Here is a 4,398-nt window from a genome sequence, read left to right as displayed (position 1 = left end):
GCTCCGGCTCGGTGTCGTCGTCGCGGGCGCCGCCCCCCGCCAGGCGCACGGCCACGGCGGTGTAGTTGTCGTCGGGGCCGCGCTCCTCCACCCGGCGGCGGACCATCTCCACCACCGCCGCCGCGGTGGGGGCGGCCATGGCCTCGCCCAGCTCGTCCAGCCGGGTGGCCTTGGAGATCCCGTCCGAGGCCAGGAGGTAGGTCCACCCGGGGCGCAGCGGGATCCACACCGCGTCCGCCTCGCCGCCGCGCCCCACCGCGCGCTGCAGGCGGTTGGCGCCCTCGGCCTCGGTGACCTCGTCCAGTGCGATCTCCCCCGCCTCCCAGCGGGCGAAGGCCGGGGTGTGGTCGCGGCTCTCCAGCCGCACGGTCCCGTCCGGCGCGCGCGACAGGATCCGCACGTCTCCCGCGAAGGCGCCGATCCACCCGGTGCGGTCCGGGGCCAGGGAGAGGAGCGCCAGCGCGCACCCCATCCCCCCCCGCTCAGCGACGTTCTCCTGCGCGGCCTGCGCCACGGCGCGGTCGGCGGCGCGCACGGCGTGGCGGGCGGCGTCCAGCGAGCGGATGGGGCCGGCCTCCAGCAGGGCGCCGAGCGCGGTGTCGGCGGCGAGGCGGCCGCCCCGCTCGCCGCCCATCCCGTCGGCGACGGCCACGGTCCCCGTTTCCTCGAAGCCGTCCAGCGCGAAGGCGTCCTGGTTCTCCGGGCGCGGGCCCTGCCCGCTGAACCCGGCTAGGTCGAAGAGCAGCCCGGCGCGCCGGGCGGTGCGTGCGGCGGGTGCGCTCATCGGATCCGGACCCCCTTCATCTCGGCGGCTTCCCGCGGGGGCGCGAGTGCGTTGTCCAGCAGGTCCTCCTCGTGTCTGCGGTGGCTGATGCCCGCGATGATCCCCACGGCCAGCGCCGAGGCCAGCAGCTTGGCCCCGCCGTGGGCGGCGAAGGCGGCGGCCACGCCGGTGAGCGGGATCACCCGGATCCCCCCCAGCGTGGCGAGCCAGAAGGGGATGGCGATCAGCATCGCCAGCCCGGTGACCAGCGTCCGCTCGAAGGCCCCCCGCTCGCGGACCGCCGCCATGAACATCCCGATGAGAAATACGGTGTACAGCAGCACCAGCGCCACCCCCCCCACCAGCCCCCACTGCGCGGCGTGCAGGGTGATGTACCCGTCGTCCGCGGAGTTGGGGGCCGTCTCGCCGTGCCCGCGCCCCGGCCCCTCGCCGAAAAGGCCGCCGGCCAGGACGTTGGCGTCGAACAGCTTGATCTGGTGCAGCTTGGCCGCCCACCGCTCGGCCTCCGCCTCGGTCATCGTCGCCGGATCCTGGTACGGGCCGTAGGCCAGCTCCAGGCGGGTGCGGGAGCGCTCGTCCACGTTGAAGGCGGCGAACACCAGCCCCGCCCACGCCACCAGCATCAGCCCGGCCCACCACCCCCGCCGCGTCCCCACCAGGAGCATGGCCGCCAGGCTCCCCGCCAGGACGATGGAGAGCCCCAGCTCGCGGATCACCAGGAAGGGGACCACGGGGAGGAGCCCGTACAGCGCCAGCCCCAGCAGCCGCTGGGGCGCCAGCACCTCCCCCGGGCGGGCCAGGTTGTAGGCGTCGTCGGCCAGGGTCGCGGCCCAGGTGGCGACGAACAGGGGGAGGAACAGCTCCCACGGCGTGGTCCCCCCCACCTTCCCCAGCTCGGTGAAGAACAGGGTGAGGACGAAGAACACCCCCAGCGTCACCAGGTACGGCACCGTGCGGTTCTGCCGGAACCAGCGCAGCCTCTCCCCACGCCGCGCGAGCAGGAAGCCCAGGAGCAGCGCCAGCGGCGCCAGGAAGACGGAGTAGTGGGACATCCCGCGCAGGAACGCCGTCTCCCCCTGGGTCACCCCCTGCACCGCCCGCGCCCACGGGTCCGGGAGCGGCGGCGGCGGCCCGCCGAAGACCTCCTCCTGCCGCTCCGGCCCGTACGCCCGCTCGATGGTGGAGATGCGCGAGCGATCCGCCTTGAGGTCGTTGGCCTGCGCCCGCGTCGGCCCGGAGGCCTGGTACACCGGGTCGGTGAAGACCTGGAACTGCGCCGGCCGCGACAGGAAGAAGATCACCACCGGGAGGGCCACGATCATCCACCCCCCGCGGTACCCCATCCCCCGGAGCACCCCCAGCACCAGGAGCCAGGCGACGAGCGCCCCCGCGTCGCGCATCAGGGTGCGGGTGGCGCCGGGGGAGGTCCCGTGCACCGGCCACACCCCGGTCACCACGGAGTAGTGCGCCGCCAGGTAGAAGAGCGCGGCGGCGAGCAGCCCCGCCCAGAGCCAGGGCGAGGTGCGGCGCTCCGGGCGCGGCCCCGCCCCCGGAGCCGCGGACGGTGCCCGGACGTGCACCGCCACCCCCTTCGGCCCCTCGGGCCGCTTCCGCCGGAACCAGTCCAGGAGGCCCATCACTCCCCCCTCCCGGCCGGGGCCGGCATCGTGCGGGCCAGGACGCGGGTCATCCCCGCGGCCACCGCGGCGGGCTTGCGCCCGCCGGGCCCGCCGCCGCGCAGGTACACCACCACGGTGTAGCGCGGGCGCCCGTCGGGTCCGAAGACCAGCCCGGCGAACCACCCGTCGTCCGCCTTCCCGGCGATCTGCGCGGTCCCCGTCTTCCCGCCCAGGTCCCAGCGCAGCCCCTCCAGGAGCGGGAGGGCGCTCCGCGCCGTGCCGGAGTCCACCACCGCCAGCATGGCGCGCTGGAGCTTCCGCGCCGTCTCGGCGCCCATGATCCGCCTCTCCTCCTCCGGCCGCTCCGCCCGCTCCGCCTCGATGGTGGGCTGGAGCATCACGCCCCCGTTGCCGATGGCCTGCACGAAGCGGGAGACAGCGATGGGGGTGACGTCCACCGGCCCCTGCCCGATGGAGAGCTGCGCCCACTCCTGCCGCCCGGTCTTCTCGCCGATGCGGATCCGCGCGGGCGCCGGGCTCATCCGCCGCGCCCAGGCGTCCGACGAGGTGCTCCAGAACGCGCGGGTCGTGTCCGTGGGCGGCCGCTCCTGGTACGGCTCGAAGCCGTAGCGCCGGTACGCCTCCACGAACGCCTCCTCGCCCAGCCGCTCGCGCATCTGCTGCGCCATGTGGACGGCGGTGGTGTTGCAGGAGGGCATCAGCATCCCCGTGGGCCCCTGCACCGTGCCCCGCCCGCGCATCTCGTAGTTGCGGATCAGGGAGCGGCCCACCTGGATCGCCTCGGGGCAGGGGAGCGGCGGGTCGCCCAGCCCGCTCTCCCACCAGAGCGCCGCCAGCGCCAGCTTGAACACGGAGCCCGGCGGGGCGTAGCTCTTGATCCCCAGCGGCGGGTCATCCGGCCCGCCCGTGGCCGCGTACGCCACCAGCGCGCCCGTGTTCACGTCCTGCACCACCACCGCGCCGGGGTTCCCGGTGCCGCGCAGCAGCTCCCAGGCGGCGCGCGTCGGGGCGGCGCAGAGGGTGAGGCGCAGGTCGGTCCCGGCGGCGTGGAGCTGTCCGGCCTCGGCCAGCGACACCGGCTCGCGCAGCGCCTCCGCGAAGAGCCGCTCCACGGTGTAGTCGCGCTCGTCCGCGTCGCGCCCGCCTCCCACCAGGTTGGCGGTGGCCTCGCCCAGCGGGTACACCCGCTCCACGTCGCCGTCACGCATCGCGTAGCGGGCGAGGGCCTGGGCCTCGCTCCCGGAGCAGTCCAGGATCCACCCGCGCACCTCGCCGCGGCGCTGCTCGGTGCGCCGGGGGTCGCCGTAGCGGGCGTACATCCTCCGCCCCTCCTCCAGCTCCTCGCGCTGCACCAGGAGGCGGGCGTGGCCCGCCGTGTACACCCCCGCGAGGAGGATCATCCCCAGGGCGATGCGCACCGCCCAGCGCTCGCGGCGCTCCCGCCAGATGGCCCGCGTGAGGTGGGCGAGGGCGACGGCGGCGCCCACCGCGAACGCGAGGAGGACGCCGCGCAGCACCCAGTTCAGGATCGTGTCCAGCACGCTGTTGTCTCCAGGACGACGGCTCGTTGTGATTGGCTTCCGCGGCAGCTACGGCAAGCCCTGCACCATCGAGCGTCGTCGAGCGTGTTTGTTGACAGCGGTTTGGGCGTGTCCCCCGCGGAGCGGGGGCCGGGCTGCGGCGCACTAGAGCACGATACGACCGTGCTCAAGTGCGGCGAGCCCCGCAAACAGCGCGGGTCTCGCCCCTTCGGGCTCGCATCCCTCACGCGGGTCCCCCGGTCACTACGCGTGGGGGCCGCCGACGTTTCACCCGCCCCCGCCGTCAGCCGTTCTCCCCTCCCCCTTGCGGCTACGCATTACCCACAAGTCGAGAAGGGGGAGAACGATGGGAGCAGGAGGAGGTAAGAGGGAGGGCAGGTAGGGAGAGGAGGGAACCGAAGGCAGGAAGAGAGGTTGATGGTTGCCTGGGTGG

Annotated in this window: 3 protein-coding genes; all 3 read right to left on the bottom strand. The window is 74.9% G+C overall.

The window, feature by feature from the left end; genetic code table 11:
* On the bottom strand, positions 1-784 hold a 784-nt coding region (locus VGR37_05930; GenBank protein ID HEV2146918.1), incomplete at its 3' end, for a protein phosphatase 2C domain-containing protein.
* Positions 781-2,421 (bottom strand): FtsW/RodA/SpoVE family cell cycle protein, encoded by a 1,641-nt coding sequence (locus VGR37_05925; GenBank protein ID HEV2146917.1) that lies wholly within the window; start codon positions 2,419-2,421, stop codon positions 781-783. The genes VGR37_05925 and VGR37_05930, both read right to left, overlap by 4 nt.
* Positions 2,421-3,965 (bottom strand): penicillin-binding transpeptidase domain-containing protein, encoded by a 1,545-nt coding sequence (locus tag VGR37_05920; protein HEV2146916.1) that lies wholly within the window; start codon positions 3,963-3,965, stop codon positions 2,421-2,423. The genes VGR37_05925 and VGR37_05920 overlap by 1 nt, the downstream gene beginning before the upstream one ends.
* Between the last annotated feature and the right edge of the window lie 433 nt (positions 3,966-4,398).

This window comes from Longimicrobiaceae bacterium (genome assembly GCA_035936415.1).
Taxonomy (GTDB): domain Bacteria; phylum Gemmatimonadota; class Gemmatimonadetes; order Longimicrobiales; family Longimicrobiaceae; genus JAFAYN01.
The sequence above is the reverse complement of the archived record's forward strand: the minus strand, read 5'-3'. Positions and strand labels throughout refer to the sequence as shown.

Excerpts from the sequence above, each read along its gene's own strand:
- VGR37_05925 (HEV2146917.1), bottom strand. The coding sequence starts at position 2,421 with ATGGGCCTCCTGGACTGGTTCCGGCGGAAGCGGCCCGAGGGGCCGAAG.